Annotated in this window: 10 protein-coding genes; 5 read left to right on the top strand and 5 right to left on the bottom strand. The window is 62.8% G+C overall.

Features of this window, described 5'->3' with window-relative positions:
- The first annotated feature begins 7 nt into the window (after positions 1-7).
- On the top strand, positions 8-364 hold the full coding sequence (locus tag QRN54_RS01825) for a hypothetical protein (protein WP_039973407.1): 357 nt from the start codon (positions 8-10) through the stop codon (positions 362-364).
- 17 nt (positions 365-381) lie between these two features.
- Here QRN54_RS01825 and QRN54_RS01820 read toward each other — a convergent pair whose 3' ends face one another.
- The gene (locus QRN54_RS01820) at positions 382-1326 is read right to left on the bottom strand and encodes an alpha/beta hydrolase family protein (protein ID WP_039973382.1); all 945 of its coding nucleotides are present in this window, start codon (positions 1324-1326) and stop codon (positions 382-384) included.
- Positions 1327-1444: 118 nt separating this feature from the next.
- On the opposite strand from QRN54_RS01820, the gene QRN54_RS01815 reads away from it, so the two are divergent.
- Entirely contained in the window at positions 1445-2044 is a 600-nt protein-coding gene (locus tag QRN54_RS01815) for a TetR/AcrR family transcriptional regulator (RefSeq protein WP_007734129.1), read from the top strand.
- 10 nt (positions 2045-2054) lie between these two features.
- On the opposite strand, the gene QRN54_RS01810 is transcribed toward QRN54_RS01815, so the two are convergent.
- The 4 genes from QRN54_RS01810 to QRN54_RS01795 all read right to left on the bottom strand — a co-directional run bounded on the left by QRN54_RS01810 (position 2055) and on the right by QRN54_RS01795 (position 5670).
- The gene (locus QRN54_RS01810) at positions 2055-3137 is read right to left on the bottom strand and encodes an ABC transporter substrate-binding protein (RefSeq protein WP_042449795.1); all 1083 of its coding nucleotides are present in this window, start codon (positions 3135-3137) and stop codon (positions 2055-2057) included.
- A gap of 78 nt (positions 3138-3215) precedes the next feature.
- Complete coding sequence (locus tag QRN54_RS01805; protein WP_042449420.1) at positions 3216-4013, bottom strand: ABC transporter permease; 798 nt, start codon at positions 4011-4013, stop codon at positions 3216-3218.
- Entirely contained in the window at positions 4010-4840 is an 831-nt protein-coding gene (locus tag QRN54_RS01800; protein ID WP_003945560.1) for an ABC transporter permease, read from the bottom strand. Before QRN54_RS01800 ends, QRN54_RS01805 begins: the two co-directional genes overlap by 4 nt.
- Positions 4837-5670 carry an ABC transporter ATP-binding protein gene (locus QRN54_RS01795; RefSeq protein ID WP_003945415.1) on the bottom strand — a complete coding sequence of 278 codons (834 nt, stop codon included), beginning with the start codon at positions 5668-5670 and terminating at the stop codon, positions 4837-4839. Before QRN54_RS01795 ends, QRN54_RS01800 begins: the two co-directional genes overlap by 4 nt.
- Before the next feature lie 97 nt (positions 5671-5767).
- On the opposite strand from QRN54_RS01795, the gene recC reads away from it, so the two are divergent.
- From recC to recD, 3 genes are read left to right on the top strand one after another with little or no spacing between them, the layout of a single operon-like run.
- Positions 5768-9049, top strand: a complete 3282-nt coding sequence (recC, locus tag QRN54_RS01790; protein ID WP_285181502.1) for an exodeoxyribonuclease V subunit gamma — start codon at positions 5768-5770, stop codon at positions 9047-9049.
- Between the two features lie 3 nt (positions 9050-9052).
- Positions 9053-12370 (top strand): UvrD-helicase domain-containing protein, encoded by a 3318-nt coding sequence (locus QRN54_RS01785; RefSeq protein WP_285181501.1) that lies wholly within the window; start codon positions 9053-9055, stop codon positions 12368-12370.
- Complete coding sequence (recD, locus tag QRN54_RS01780; protein WP_285181500.1) at positions 12367-14235, top strand: exodeoxyribonuclease V subunit alpha; 1869 nt, start codon at positions 12367-12369, stop codon at positions 14233-14235. The genes QRN54_RS01785 and recD overlap by 4 nt, the downstream gene beginning before the upstream one ends.
- The last annotated feature ends 19 nt before the right edge of the window (positions 14236-14254 follow it).

Below are 14254 nucleotides of genomic sequence, written 5' to 3'. Positions count from 1 at the left end.
TCGTGTCATGCAGCAAGTCGCGACGAGGCGCCGGAGCCAGCCGCCGCCTGCGCGCTTCATGTTCGAGGCATTGATCGATCCGTACCGCCAGCCCGCCCGGCACTGGCTGGAACTTCTCGAGAGCGAGATCGCACCGGAGATCGTCAGGGCTGAAGAACCGGAGTTGGTGATCTGGTCGTCGATCTGGCCGGACCGACCCGACGCCGTCATCCGATTCGACATCGAGGCGGTCGGAAACAGCACGATGCTGCGTTGGACGCTCTTCTTGGACGATCCGATACCGCCCGAGGCAGAGGTTGTCAGCATGCGAAAGCGGCTCAACACCTTGATAAATGCGAATCTCAGGTTCAACTTCGGCCAATAAGTTGGATCACTGCCGCATTACTTGGTGTCGACTCGGCCGATCGGGTCGGCGTTGTCGCTGAATGCGGCCCGGGCCGCTGGCCAGCTGGTCTCATCGATGCGCAACGCGGTCCGAAGGTAGGCAGTACTCATCCGTTGGATGGCGGCGACCCGCTCTGGGTTCTCGTCAGTGGTCTCGGCGACTTCGTATCCGACGATTCCACCGAGTGCGTGCTCGGCACCGTAGAAGGTCAGGAGGTCGGTGGCTCCGGGGCTGTGCGTGTAGGCGTCGGTGAACCAGTCGGGTCCGCGGCTGGACATCTTGGACTGGTCGTGGTCGCCCGCGACGACGAGTGTCGGCGTCGTCAGTTCCTGGAACGAGGGGCGCATGAACGGGAAGTTCGCCTGCGCGAACGGATGCAGGTTCTCGCCGCCGAGACCGGTTGCCGCGAACAGGATTCCCGCGGTGACGCGACTGTCGGACATGTCCTGGCCGACCTGGCCGGCCTCGTCGAAGATCCTTGCTCCGAGGAGCGACTGAGCGGTTTGCCCGCCCCAGGAGTGACCAGTGGCGGCAACTCGACTGCGGTCGATGCGGCCGGCAAGCCCGGGCACGGCAAATTCGATGGTGTCGAGCTGATCAAGGATGCGTGTGAGATCCGCGATCCTCTCGGTCCAGATCGTCGGGAAAACCGGGTGGTCGAACCCGAAACCGTTCCGGCGCGAGTCCAGATGTGTCGGCTGGATCACCACGAATCCGTGGGATGCCCAGAATGCCGTGAGTGGCGAGTATCCATCGAGGTTCCAGCCGTTGCCGTGGGAGAACACCACAACGGGGAGGTTCGTGCCTGCTGCCGGAGCAGACACACGTACTTCCAGCGGGACAGGTCGATCGGGGGCGAACAACTCGACGGGGGCAACGGAGACGACCGGGGCGCCGGCGCCGATGATGCCGTTCAGAGTGTCGATCATTGATGAGGTCATGGCAAGTTCCTTGCTGAGGCTGCACCCTGCGATACTGTTTATCGGAGCGTCGCTCCGCAACATTACGGAGCGTTGTTCCGTAATGCAAACATATGTTGTGAGTCAGCGAGGAGTGCACATGGCTGATGCCCAGGACGAGCAGTCGCGCGTCGCCTCTCCCAAGCAAGTCGGTCGCCCACGTCGAAGCGAGCAGGCGCTGCTCGACGCGGCGGCAGCAGTGTTCGTGGAGTCCGGAGTCGACGCTCCGGTGCGGGAGATTGCGGCGAAGGCCGGCGTCGGCATGGGGACGATCTACCGCCACTTCCCGACGCGTCCCGAGTTGGTGGTCGCCGTATACCGACACCAAGTCGAGGCGTGTGCGGACGCGGGCCCACAGATGCTCGCGGAGAGTGCAACGCCCGAGGCGGCTTTGCGGGCATGGGTGGCTTTGTTCGTGGAGTTCCTGGTAACCAAGCATGGGCTCGCCGGTGCACTGCAAGGAGACAGCGCCGGGTCCGACGCTCTGCATATCTACTTCGTCGACCGCCTCGTTCCGGTATGTGATTCCCTCCTCGCGGCAGCGCTCGAGTCCGTTGGCACTGCTTCGCGGGTCGATGCGTACAACGTGCTCAAAGGCATCGGGAACCTTTGTATCGGTGCTGGGTCCGATGACCGGTACAAGGCCGAGGTCCTTGTACAGCTATTCATCTCGGGCGTACTCGCGCGGGAGGTTCGCTGACGCTCGGCAGTCAGATCAGCTCCGGATTCTCCGCGTACACCTCTTCGAGGATCGACATGTCGAACAGTTGGTCCGCTGTAATCTCCAGCCCAGCTTTCGACAGTGCCGCGATGTTCTGTTCGATCAGTTGTGGTGTCATCGTGAACAACCCGTTGGCTTTGGTATCTGCCGACACCACCAGATCGTTCTGTGCGGTGGCTTCCTTGATCTGCTCTTCGAGTTCGAGGTTCTGGTCCTTGCCGTAGACCTCGACGGCAAGCCGTGCCGACTCTGCCGGATCGGCGACCGCATCCTTCCATCCTTGGATCTCGGCCTTCAGGAATGCCTTGAGTTTGTCCCTCTCGTTGTCGATGGTGGACTGGAGAACCGTGAACGATTCGGCGACCAACGGCAGGTTGTAGTCCGCGAAGAGGAAGTGGGCGTTGGGGAAACCTTTGGCGGCCAGTGTGATCGGCTCGTTGGTCACGTAGGAGACCCAGCCGTCCACCTCGCCGTTCGCCAAGGGGCTCGGATCGAACTGCGCGGGCACGATCGTCATCTGGCTTTCGGTCAGGCCGTTTGCTGCCAGGAGAGCTCCGAAGACGAGCTGATTGGAATCCTGGACGCCGATCTTCTTGCCGATCATGTCCTGTGGTGAGTTGATCGGTGCCGCAGCGGAACTGACAATCGCAAACGGATTCTTCTGGAATGTCGCACCGACGATCTTTGCCTCCAGTCCGTCGAGTACGGCGGGGGCTGTGAGCTGCGGTGCGGACATTCCGATCCACACCTTGCCGGTGTCCAGGCCGGCTTCGACGCCGGTGCCGGCTGCGCCACCTGCCACCAGGTCTACACTCCCGAACCCTGCATCCTTGTAGTACCCCTTGTCGAGAGCGAAGTACTCACCGGCGAACTCGATGTTCTTGATCCAGGACAACTGCACTGCAACTGTTCCGAATTCGGAACCGTCGTCCGTGGTTCCGCCACTCGAACTGCTGGAGTCACTGCTACACGCGAGCAATGACGCACTACCGGCGACTGCGATGCCGGTCAGCGCGGAGTAGCGGAAGAAGGCCCTGCGGTCCAGCTGGCGGACGGGCTTGAATGGCGTCATGAATCGGAACACTAGGGCCAGTCGGTTTCGTTCAGTTTGCTTGGGAGAGAGAGTTTGTTGAGGTCGTGTTAACAGATGTCACGACTTGCCCGCCGAAGGACCGAAACGAGACAGAGCGATGCTTTCGAAGATCCCGACCACGGCGTAGAGGACGATCGACACCACGGTGATCACCACGATAGATGCCCACAATTCGTTGTACTGGTAGCGCGGAATGGCTTTGATCATGCTCGAACCCAAGCCTTGGCCGCTACCGAGCCATTCGCCGATCAGTGCTCCGATCAAGGCGCCGGGTACGGATACTCGTGCAGCGGCGAACACAGCCGGAAGTGCGGACGGCACGGACACCATTCGCAATGCGGTCCAACGACTCCCGCCGTAGGCAGCGATGAGGTCTTGTGCCTGAGCCGGAGCGGCACGTAGACCGACCATGATCATGACGAGGGCTGGGAAGAACACCACTATCGCAACCATGACTGTCACACCCACGATTCCGCGGCCGAATATCAGGACGATGATCGGGGTCATCGCAACGAGAGGAACAGATCGTAGAAGCATTGCAACGGGCATGAAAGTCTGTTCGACAGTGCGGGAAACGACGAAGATCGATGCCACCACGAGCGCGGCAGTCATTCCGACGGCAAAGCCGACACCGGCGTCGCGCAGAGTGATGAACAGGTTGTCGATGATGCCCGAACGAGCGTCGGCGGATTTTGGGCCGGAGAACAGGTACTCCCAGACGTCGGCCGGCGTCTTTCCCACACGCGGGCCGACCTGGGGGAAGGCGTTGAGGAAGACCACCCAGATGACAAGCAACAGCGCCGAGGCGATGGCAATCGGGGCGAGGAATCTCAATGTTCCTCGTACCGAGGTCATTTCTGTGCTCCCGGAGCGCTGGTCCACGGCGTGACGAGCCGGGCGATCGCTGCGACGACGGCGTACCCCAGACCGGCGAGCAAGGCGGCGGCGATAGCCATTCCCCACGTTCGCGGGACGTTGTACGACGTCTGAGCGGCTGTGAGTGCGACGCCGATCCCGCTGTCCACCCCGCCGAGATACTCACCGAGAATTGCACCCAGTACGGCCGAAGGTGCAGCAATCTTGAGGGCAGCAAAGGTGCTCGGAAGTGCGCTCACAAGTTGAACTTTGGTGAACTTCTGCCAACGCCCACCGCCGTAGGCGGCGACGAGATCGAGGCTCGTCTTGTCGGCCGATCTCAGGCCGGCGAGTGTGCCGACCATCGTGGTGAAGAAGCAGTACATTGCGGCGAGAAAGATTGTGGGGGTCCGGCCGCCGAAGACGACCAGGATGATTGGGCCAAGCGCCAACAGCGGTGTGCAGTAGCTCAGGATCGCCAGTTGTGTGGCCAATCCCTCGATGGGCGGAATGAGAACGACAAGCACGGCAAGCGTGATCGCCAGCAGGTTTCCCCAGAGAAAGCCCTGCAGCGCACCGGAAGCCGTGACGGTGAAATTGGGTCCGTACAGCGACCAACCGTCGTCGAACATCGTCGAGACAACCACCCACGGCGTCGGAATCGTGCCTCCCGCAACACCGGCCGCCGCCAGAATCCACCAGAGAGCGATCAGTCCGCAGATGCCGACTGCACCGCCGAACCACGTTGGACGCTTCAATCGGATCCGGCGCGGCACAGATGGCTGCGCCGCCGCGGTCGCGACGTTCTCGATATCGGTAATTGTCATGCGACGCCTGCTTTTCCGAAGAGCAGTCCGGAGAGGTAGTCGTGGATCTCGTGGAACTCGGGTGTACGCATCATCTCGGGTGTACGCGGGCGCGGCAGGTCGATCGGCACGACTTCGAGGACGCGTCCGGGCCGCGGCGTCATGACGGCGACGACGTCGGAGAGGAACACGGCTTCGGCGATTCCGTGAGTCACCATCAACGTGGTCGCCGGTTTCTCGGTCCAGATCCTGAGCAATTCGATGTTGAGCCGTTGACGGGTCATGTCGTCCAGCGCGCCGAAGGGTTCGTCGAGTAGGAGGACACTCGGCTTGACCACGAGCGATCGTGCGATCGACACACGCTGACGCATACCGCCGGACAATTGGGCGGGCTTGGCCTTCTCGAATCCTTCGAGGCCGACGAGCGCGATCAGGTCGGCTATCAGGTCGGGGTCGGGATCGATGCCGGCAACCTGAAGGGGCAGTTTGATGTTGGAGGCCACTGTTCGCCACGGCAGCAAAGCCGAATCCTGGAAGGCGATTCCGAGTTCGCGGCGCTTGCGTAACTCGGCGGGCGACTGCCCGTTGACAAGGGCCGTTCCCGACGTCGGACTATCGAGGCCCGCAAGGATACGGAGAACGGTGGACTTCCCGCATCCGGACGGCCCGAGCAGAGACAGGAAAGAGCCTTCGCTGGTTTGAAGGGACACGTCGGTCAGCGCGGTCACCGACCGACGACCCATCTCGAAGGTCTTGCCGAGGCCGGAGATGTCGAGACCGGTTCCAGCGGGGCGAGGTGTGGTGACGGGACTGGTCATTCCCGCACAGTACGAACGTCCGGTTGCGGTCATGTTGCCTGCGCGTCACCGCTGCGTGAGGCTGGTTCGGCGTCTCCTGTCACAGCGCCGTGGTGAGATGGACGTCTGGACGGAGTGAGGGGAGCGAAGATTGCTGAAGTTGTACCGGGCCGAGCGTTCGGACACCTTGGTCTCGGCGTTGGCCACGCTCCTCCGTACCCCGCTGTCGGATCCATTCGCCCGGGAAACTGTTGCGGTGCCGGCCAAGGGCGTCGAGCGTTGGCTCAATCAGCGGCTGTCCTCCCAGCTAGGCACGTCCGGACCGTCAGCAGTGGACGGAATTTCTGCGAACATCGCGTTTCCTTCACCCGCGCGGCTGGTCGCGGAGTCCGTGGCCGCGGTCAGTGGAATCACGGCTGACGACGACCCATGGTCGCCGACGCGATTGGTGTGGACGGTTCTCGATGTGATCGACGAGTCCCTCGGCGAGCCCTGGTGCGGAGTCCTGGCGAAACATCTCGAAGGCCATCGTGAAGGTCGACGGTTTGCCTCCGCCACACATGTCACCGAACTCTTCCGCAGTTATGCCGCGCAACGCCCGCAGATGCTGATCGACTGGGCCGCCGGGCGGTTGACCGACGGACACGGATTGGCGCTGTCGGAGGATTTCGAATGGCAGGCACGTCTGTGGTGCATCGTCGCGGACAAGATCGACGTTCCGGGGCCCGCAGAGCGACTGGGGCAAGTGAGCCGCGCACTGGTCGAGGACCCGGCCTTGGTCGACCTACCGGAACGCCTGTCGGTCTTCGGGCCGACACGGCTGCCGGTCGATCAGCGAATGATCTTGAGCGCACTCAGTGCGAATCGGGACGTGCACATCTGGCTCCCGCATCCCAGCCCCGCGCTGTGGACCAAGATGAGCTCGCGCATACCGCCTCGAAGTGAGAGCACGATCCGACGTTCGGAAGACGGGTCAGCGCTGATATCCGCCAATCCGTTGCTGTCGAGTCTTGCTCGCGACGTTCGTGAACTTCAGATCAGCCTCGGTGCCGCCGAGTTCGAGTCGGTGCATCTTCCCGAACCAGCCGGCCCGAAATCCCTCCTGGCGACGGTCAAAGCCGACGTCATCGCAGATCGTGCTCCCAGCGTTGCAGCGGAACCGGATGGGACAGTTCAGGTCCACGCTTGCCACGGGCCGGCACGGCAGGTCGAGGTGCTCCGCGAATGTCTGCTCCGATTGTTCGAGGACGACCCGACATTGCAGCCACGCGACGTACTCGTGATGTGCCCGGACGTCGAAACGTACGCACCCTTGGTTCGTGCTGCATTCGGGCAAGGCGTCCATGGCCACCCCGGGCATCTTCTTCGAGTAAGGCTGGCAGACCGCGGATTACGTCAGACCAATCCAGTCCTGGCCGTTCTCGGCTCTCTCCTCGAATTGGCCGACGGCCGGGCCACAGCCAGTGAGGTTCTCGACCTGGCCGCGACCGAGCCTGTCCGCACACGTTTTTCGTGGGGCGACGACGAGTTGGAAAGACTGCGGGAATGGACGACGGAAGCGGGTGCTCGCTGGGGAATCGGTAGTCGGCAGCGTGCCACGTTCGGCCTCGATGCATTTCCGCAGAACACCTTCAACACCGCCATGGACCGAATCTTGTTGGGGGTCAGCGCGGACGAATCGGAAAATGCCTGGTTGGATCTCGCGCTACCACTCGATGACGTGGACGGCACAGACATCGACCTGACTGGACGTTTCGCAGAGTTCGTCGATCGCCTGGCCGTCTCGCTTCGCGATCTTGCCGGCCCACATTCACCGGCCGAATGGCTTCGTGTGCTGATGCGGGCCCTGGATCTGCTGACCGACACAGCGCCCGCAGATTCCTGGCAGAGCGCGGGGGCCCACCGCGAACTGGTAGCTGCTGTGGAATTCGGCGGAGAGACGGTGTTACGTCTGGCCGATGTTCGCGCGATGCTCTCGCGCAGCCTCGCGGGCAGACCGACGCGTGCCAACTTCCGAACCGGCGAACTGACGGTGTGCACGATGGTTCCGATGCGTTCGGTACCGCATCGCGTGGTCGTGCTGATCGGACTCGACGACGAGGTGTTCCCTCGAACCGGTGGAGTCGACGGCGACGACATCTTGTCACGTGATCCCGTTGTGGGGGAGCGCGATCTGCGCAGTGAAGACCGGCAACTGCTTCTCGATGCCGTGATGTCTGCGGGCGAACATCTGATTCTGTTGTATACCGGTGCCGATCCGGTCACCGGTGTCGTCAGACCACCGGCGATCCCCCTCAGTGGCCTTCTCGACGTACTCAGTGCGACGGTGGGTCCGGACGCTGTGAACGGGGTGCTGACACGGCATCCGTTGCAATCGTTCGACAATCGAAACTTCGCGCCGAACAAGCCGTTCAGCTTCGACACGGCAGCGCTGGCCGGTGCGAGGGCTGCCTCCGGAACACCGGTCGAATTGCCGACAGTCTTGTCGGCCGAGCTACCCGAGGTGCATCCGAAGGAAGTGAACCTCGCCGACTTGGTGAACTTCCTGGTACATCCCGCGCGTGGTTTTCTGCGCCAACGCCTCGGCGTCCGGGTACCGGAACTCGACGACGACATCGCGGATTCGCTGGCAACCGAGCTCGATCCACTGTCCACCTGGGCTCTGGGTGACCGAATGCTTCTCTCGCGCTTGGCTGGACGCAGCTCGGCGGATTTCCGTGCAGCCGAGTGGCGCCGCGGCACTCTGCCGCCCTACAACCTGGGCGCTACGGTTCTGGGCAACGTCGAGTGGGTGGTAGACCAACTTGCCGGTCTTGCATTGCCACACCTCGAGGGCGACTCCGAGGCTGTCGACGTCGACATCGACCTCGGTGACGGGCGTCGTCTCACCGGAACGGTAACCGGTGTGCACGGCAATTCAGTGGTGGGAGCGTCGTATTCCTCACTGGCGCCTAAACATCGGATGACGGCCTGGATAAACCTGCTCGCCTTGAAAGCGCACGGACGACCCGGTGCGCTCGATGCAGTCTCGATCGGACGGGGTCGGGGAAAGATCGCAGCGGCACGGTCGGTGCTCGATGCGCCAGGCAATGCGGTCGAGATCCTGCAGCAACTGGTGGACCTACGCGAGCGGGGGCTGCAGCGTCCGTTGCCGATGTGGGCCGCTACTTCAGCCGAATATGCGCGCCGACGCTTTGGTGGCGAGTCGGTCGACGATGCGACAAACGGTGCGGACACCCAGTGGACCGGGCAGTACGGCGAGATGAACGATCCAAGCAACGCTTACGTTTTCGGAGAAGCTCGAACACTGGCGGAGTTGGCTGCGGATCCGCCGTCGGACGACGAATTCGTCTGGGCCGAGGAACCGACTCGATTCGGAGTTCTCGCCCGACGACTGTGGGATCCGTTGCTGACCAACGAAAGAGCGGAGTAACCCGTGGACTTCGATCTATTGGGGCCACTGCCTACCGGCACTACGGTGTTGGAAGCGAGCGCCGGAACTGGCAAGACCTACGCGATCGTCGGACTCGCGACCCGTTGTGTTGCCGAAGGTCTCGCCGACATATCGCAAGTTCTGCTGGTGACATTCAGTAGGGCCGCCACTCAGGAACTTCGTGAGCGTGCCAGGGAGAGGTTCGCGGGAGTGTCCGCCGCTCTGGTCGACCCGGAGGCGGCGAGGCGGTCGGATGATGATCTGGTGGCGTACCTCGCCACAGCTGACGACGAGGAGATCGGCGTGCGGCGTCGTCGACTCCTGCGCGCTCTCGCGGAGTTCGACGCCGGCACCATCACGACCACCCACAGTTTCTGTCAGAGGATGCTCGACGGACTCGGCATCGCCGGGGAACGCGAACCGGACACAACTTTTGTGGAGTCGGTCGACGACCTGATCAGTGAGGTCGTCTCGGATTTGTACCTCAGCCGCTACAACCGGACGGACTCGTCTCCACCGTTCTCCACGAAGGACGCGCTGGCCATCGCCCGAAGCGCCGTCGGCGATGGTCAGGCAATTCTCGAACCCGACGGCGAGGAGGAGACCGCACCCGGTCAGCGCGTCCTCTTCGCGGCTGCTGCTCGTGTCGAGGTCGAACGACGTAAGCGGACCAAAGGAATTCGCGACTTCAACGATCTGCTGACGCTGTTGCACGGTGTATTGACGGATCCGGAATACGGTCCCGTCGCGTGTCGTCGGGTGCGCGAAAAGTTCAAGGTTGTGTTGATCGACGAGTTCCAGGACACCGATCCGTTGCAGTGGGACATTCTGCGGTTGGCCTTCCACGGTCACACCACCCTGGTCCTGGTCGGTGATCCCAAACAAGCCATCTATGCGTTCCGCGGGGCAGAAGTCCTGAGTTATCTCGATGCGGTCGATCAGGCGGATGCGCACCAGGAGTTGACCACCAATTGGCGTAGCGACCCAGGGTTGTTGGCGGCACTCGAACACCTCTACGGTGGTGCCGCACTCGGCAACGAAGGCATCGTCGCGCATCCGGTGGAGGCTTCGCACAAGAAGTCTCGGTTGTTCGGCCCGGTGCCGATGCGTGTACGCCATCTGCCCCGTACCGGAGCCGGACCGCTCAATCGTTCGGGATTTCCGGCCGTAGGCAGACTTCGCAGTCGCGTCGCGGACGACGTCGCAGCAGACGTGGTCGCGCTCCTGGGCGGCGATGCCCGCTTGGCAGTCGACGGTGATCCACGCCCGGTCGAACCAGGAGACGTCGCGGTGTTGGTGCGCACCCACAAGCACGTGGCGATGATCCGCGATGCTCTCGATGCCGTCGGTGTACCTTCCGTATTGACCGGAGGGTCCAGTGTTTTCGCGACACCCAGTGCGACCCAGTGGCTGTGGCTGTTGCAGGCGATCGAGCAGCCCCATCGCTCCGATCGTGTCCGGTTGACGGCCCTCTCGCCGATTTTCGGGCGCACCTCCGAAGAACTGGACAAGGACGGCGACAACGTCGTTGCAGAACTTGCAGGTCAACTGCGCTCCTATTCCGGGCTGTTCGCACGCGTCGGGTTTGCGGCTGTGTTCGAAAGAATCTCTGCCGAAACAAATCTGGAGAAGCGTGTACTCGCGGCCCCGTCCGGCGAACGAGATTTCACCGATCTGCGGCACGTCGCACAACTCCTCGGTCGCGTCGCGACCGAGGAAGCGTTCGGGTTGAGCGCACTGGTTCGCTGGCTTTCCGATCGGATCAAGGAACCGACGTCCGGGAGCGCCACCGATCGAAGCCGCCGCCTCGACAGTGACGCTGCCGCAGTGCAAATCGCTACGGTGCATGCCACCAAAGGGCTCGAGTTCCCGATCGTCTACGTCCCGTTCAGTTGGGAGAGCGTTGGCGGCTTCAACTCGCCGACGCAGCTGTTGCACGACCCGGAGGGACGCCGCATCCTCGACGTCGGCGGGCAGGAAGGCCCGGGGTACAACGCCAGAAAGACTGTTGCGGAGGCCGAAGAAGCGGGCGAAGAACTGCGGCTGCTGTACGTGGCGCTGACCCGGGCGCAGTGCCAACTCGTGCTCTGGTGGGCACCCAGCTACGGGACCTCCCGCTCGCCGCTGCACCGGTTGATGCTCGGACGTACACCCGGCATCGCCGAACCTGCTCGGGTAGTGAAGGTGCTCGACGACGGTACAACCGCAGCACGGCTCGCAACCTGGCCGGCAGCAGCGTCCGACGTGATCTCGGTGGAACCTGTTGGTCCCCATCCGCCCTCGCCCGTCCACTGGTCCAGAGCGGCTGCGGACGTGACCGAACTGGCCGCGGCGCGTTTCGATCGAGACCTGGACACTCTGTGGCGTCGTACGTCGTACTCGGCACTCACCGCCGGAGCGCACCACGCGGTCACGACCACGGGCAGTGAGGTCGAGGATCCCGAAAAAGACGACGAGCCAGAGGATTCCGTAGACCTCGGGAGCATTACCCCCTCGCCCCTGGAGGCGTTCCCTTCACCCATGAACGGACTTCCCGCGGGCGCCGCATTCGGCACGCTGGTGCATGAGGTGCTCGAGGTGGTGGACACGGCTGTGGCAGATCTGAGAGCGGAACTCGGGATGCGTTGCGCCGAGGCGGTCTCGGTACGGGCGGCCGAGGTCGACTCCGAAGCACTCGCGGATGCGCTGTATCTGGTGATGCAGACTCCCTTGGGATTCGGAACCTTGGCCACGATCGCGCCGAAAGATCGTCTTCCCGAACTCGATTTCGAACTCCCACTGGCCGGTGGCGACGATCCGGTGTCGATGAGTGTCACACTCCGCGGAGTGTCGGAACTGTTGAGGCGCCACCTTTCCTCCGACGACATTCTGGCGTCGTACGCCGACTATCTGGACCGTGTCGAGACGTCACCGATGCGCGGATTCCTGACGGGCAGTATCGACGCAGTCTTGCGGATCCCGGGCCCGTCGTTCGTGATCGTCGATTACAAGACCAACCGGATCGGTCGCGGCGATCTGACGGCTGCCAACTACACGCGTGAACTCATGGCGACGGAGATGATGCGCTCGCACTATCCGCTGCAGGCACTGCTGTATTCGGTTGCGCTGCATCGGTATCTGCGGTGGCGCCTGCCCGACTACGATCCGCACCGTCATCTCGGGGGCGCGCAGTATCAATTCGTGCGTGGGATGCTCGGCCCGGACAGCCCGCCGGAATGCGGTGTCTTCGAATGGAAACCGCCTGCTCAGCTGACGGTTGAACTATCGGATCTGCTGGCCGGTCTTGATGCGTCCCACACAGTAGGGGAGAAGATTCGATGACCGAGGCACAATTGGCGCAGCGCGCCAAAGGGATCGTGCGAATCTTCAACGAAGCCGGGGTTCTGGTTGCCGCCGATGTTCATGTCGCGACGAGAGTGTGCAGCCTGGGCGGTGAAACTTCCGAAGAAGTGATGCTGGCCGCGGCGTTGGCAGTTCGGGCCGTGCGATCAGGTTCGGTGTGCCTCGATCTACGACGGATGCGTGATGTGAGCGTCGACAATGCGACGGAGGAGGAACTCACGTCGTTGCCGTGGCCCGAACCGTCGGAGATCGTTGCCGCCCTTCGGCTGAGCCCTCTGGTGATCGGCGGAAACGCCGGACCTCTCAGACCGCTCCGGTTGGTCGACACGGACGACGGTGAACTCCTCTACCTCGATCGATATTTTCTGCAGGAGCAGACGATTCGGCGAGTGCTCGACGAGCGGGCGTCCACGTGGCCGCCCGCCGACCTGAAAGCGGTCCGAACGCGGCTGGATTCGCTGTTCGTCGACGAGAACGGGCCGACCATCGCGCCGGATCGTCAACGGATAGCAGCTGCTCTCGCCGCGACACAGTGGACCACCGTCATCGCCGGTGGGCCCGGAACCGGCAAAACCCATACGGTCGCACGTATTCTCGCTCTCCTGTCGGAGGAATTGGGTTCGAATGCTCGCATCGGTCTGGCCGCACCGACGGGTAAAGCCGCAGCGCGGCTGCAGGAGTCCGTACGTGAGCAGACCGCGAGCCTTGGCCTTCCCGAAGAACTCGCGGCGATGACCCTGCACCGCCTACTCGGTTGGCAGCGGGGGAGTTCGAGTCGTTTCAAATACAATGCGACCAACAGACTTCCCTACGATGTGGTCGTCGTCGACGAGACGTCGATGGTCTCCCTCACGTTGATGGCGCGCCTGCTCGAAGCCGTTCGCCCCGATGCCCGGCTACTGCTCGTCGGCGATCCCGATCAGTTGACCTCAGTCGACGCGGGCGCTGTTCTTGCTGATCTTGTCGCCCGCCCGGTAAAGGTCAGTGGAAATCCGACGCTGACACAGTTGGTGGGTGACGATCTCACGGCCACTGGTTCCGAAGAGGCATTGAGTGCGGATGAACAGGATCGTCTGCGGAGCGGGATCATTCAACTCTCACGCGGGCGCCGCTTCGACGGAACCATCGCGTCGTTGGCCAGGGCAGTTCGAGCGGGAGATTCCGCTGAGGTTCTGCGTATCCTGCGCAGCGGTGATCCAGCCGTCTCCTTCCATTCGCCCGAGGATGTTGACGCATTGCGCGCCGACATCGTTGCGAGTTCAGAGGTGGTGACGGCGTCGGCCGAGGTGGGTGATGCGATCGGCGCGCTGAAAGGCTTGGAATCGCACCGCCTTCTGTGCGCCCACCGTGACGGACCGTACGGTGTCGGGAGGTGGGCGCAGCAGGCGATGGAGTGGGTCGGCACGGCATCAGGGCAGTTTCTTGACCCGACGCGGTGGTATCCGGGCCAACCGCTGCTCGTGACGGCCAACGACTACGAGTCGAAGATCTACAACGGGGACGCCGGGGTGATCGTGCAGCGTGAGGATGGCGTGCCTATTGCCGCATTCCAGCGGGGCAGTGATGCGTTTCTGATTCACCCGAGCCAACTCTCGTCGGTGCAGACGGTTTACGCGATGACGATTCACCGGAGCCAGGGCAGCCAGTACGACACCGTATCGGTGATGTTGCCGGCCGAGGCGTCGTCACTGCTGACTCGGGAGTTGTTGTACACGGCGATCACTCGCGCCAGAAACCATGTGAGAGTAATCGGCACCGAGGATTCCGTGAGGGCGGGAGTGCAGCGACAGGTACTCAGGGCAAGTGGGCTGCGTCGGGAGATCCGTCCGTACGACGGGCCGTGAAAGTCGGATGTTGCGGATT

It is taken from the genome of Rhodococcus sp. MEB032 (assembly GCF_030208925.1).
In the GTDB taxonomy this organism is placed as follows: domain Bacteria; phylum Actinomycetota; class Actinomycetes; order Mycobacteriales; family Mycobacteriaceae; genus Rhodococcus_F; species Rhodococcus_F qingshengii.
The sequence above is the reverse complement of the archived record's forward strand: the minus strand, read 5'-3'. Positions and strand labels throughout refer to the sequence as shown.

Bases quoted from the DNA above. Each gene is read 5' to 3' on its own strand.
- QRN54_RS01825 (WP_039973407.1), top strand. From the start codon at position 8: ATGCAGCAAGTCGCGACGAGGCGCCGGAGCCAGCCGCCGCCTGCGCGC.
- QRN54_RS01820 (WP_039973382.1), bottom strand. From the start codon at position 1,326: ATGACCTCATCAATGATCGACACTCTGAACGGCATCATCGGCGCCGGC.
- QRN54_RS01815 (WP_007734129.1), top strand. From the start codon at position 1,445: ATGGCTGATGCCCAGGACGAGCAGTCGCGCGTCGCCTCTCCCAAGCAA.
- QRN54_RS01810 (WP_042449795.1), bottom strand. From the start codon at position 3,137: ATGACGCCATTCAAGCCCGTCCGCCAGCTGGACCGCAGGGCCTTCTTC.
- QRN54_RS01805 (WP_042449420.1), bottom strand. From the start codon at position 4,013: ATGACCTCGGTACGAGGAACATTGAGATTCCTCGCCCCGATTGCCATC.
- QRN54_RS01800 (WP_003945560.1), bottom strand. From the start codon at position 4,840: ATGACAATTACCGATATCGAGAACGTCGCGACCGCGGCGGCGCAGCCA.
- QRN54_RS01795 (WP_003945415.1), bottom strand. From the start codon at position 5,670: ATGACCGCAACCGGACGTTCGTACTGTGCGGGAATGACCAGTCCCGTC.
- recD (WP_285181500.1), top strand. From the start codon at position 12,367: ATGACCGAGGCACAATTGGCGCAGCGCGCCAAAGGGATCGTGCGAATC.